This window comes from Zooshikella harenae (assembly GCF_018837975.1).
Classification (GTDB): Bacteria; Pseudomonadota; Gammaproteobacteria; order Pseudomonadales; family Zooshikellaceae; genus Zooshikella; species Zooshikella harenae.
On record NZ_JAGSOY010000297.1, the window covers coordinates 1 to 847 of the forward strand.

3 protein-coding genes are annotated in these 847 nt (G+C 40.5%); 2 read left to right on the top strand and 1 reads right to left on the bottom strand.

The genetic code is table 11. The features are described 5' to 3' along the window. On the top strand, positions 1 to 328 hold a 328-nt coding region (locus KCG35_RS25755; RefSeq protein ID WP_215822734.1), incomplete at its 5' end, for a phage major tail tube protein. A 61-nt stretch (positions 329 to 389) separates the two neighbouring features. After that, positions 390 to 638 (top strand): phage tail assembly protein, encoded by a 249-nt coding sequence (locus KCG35_RS25760; RefSeq protein WP_215822736.1) that lies wholly within the window; start codon positions 390 to 392, stop codon positions 636 to 638. Between the two features lie 20 nt (positions 639 to 658). On the opposite strand, the gene KCG35_RS25765 is transcribed toward KCG35_RS25760, so the two are convergent. Next, the coding region (locus KCG35_RS25765; protein ID WP_215822738.1) for a hypothetical protein at positions 659 to 847 on the bottom strand (189 nt) is incomplete at its 5' end.

Genomic DNA, 847 nt, shown 5'->3' on the forward strand with positions numbered 1-847 from the left:
TAAGGACATGAATACCACCGTGTTGGAAAACTTTGGCTTACAACAGGGTAATGATGGCTTACCGGTAAAAATTAAAGGCGGCCTACAAAAAGGCAATAGCCACGAGGTGAAACCGTTTGAAGTGATCGGCACTGGATTGGTTAATGAAGTGGATATGGGTTCGTTAAAACCCGGGGAAATGAGCACCATGAGTGTCACCCTGAAACTGCATTACTACAAGTTAAGTATTGATAATAGCGTGAAAGTGGAAATTGACTTAATCAATATGAAGCGAGTGATTAACGGCGTCGATCAATTAAAACAAATGCGCGATGCGTTGGGTTTTTAACGCGTAATACTGATTATTAAATAAAGATCGTTTTATTGTGAATCAAATAAAAGGTAAAACCATGAGCGAATTAATACCCTTAAACTATCCCATTAACGTCAATGGCGAAACCATTTCAGAAATTAAATTACGCCGGCCTACCGTGAAAGATATGAAGAATATCGACAAGCAAGGCGGTACCGAATTAGAACAAGCCATTGCCATGATGGCGGGCTTATCGGGTTTAAGTCAGCAGGATATTGAAAAAATGGACGGAGCTGATTTTAGTCAAATCAGTGAGGTCATCGCGGATAAATTTTTTCGTCATTAATTATCGTCATTGCCAAACCATTATTTTTGTTTTAGCGGCCCGCCTACCTGGCACCCCTCTGTCTGAATTGTTAAACATGCCACTGGATGAATTAGTGGACTGGTTTGATGCTGCCCCGAAAGAGCCGATCCTATGAGTAAACTAGCCTTAAATATTGCCATTGGTGCGTTTTTAGATAAATCGCTGGGTAAATCCATTAAGAAAAGCCA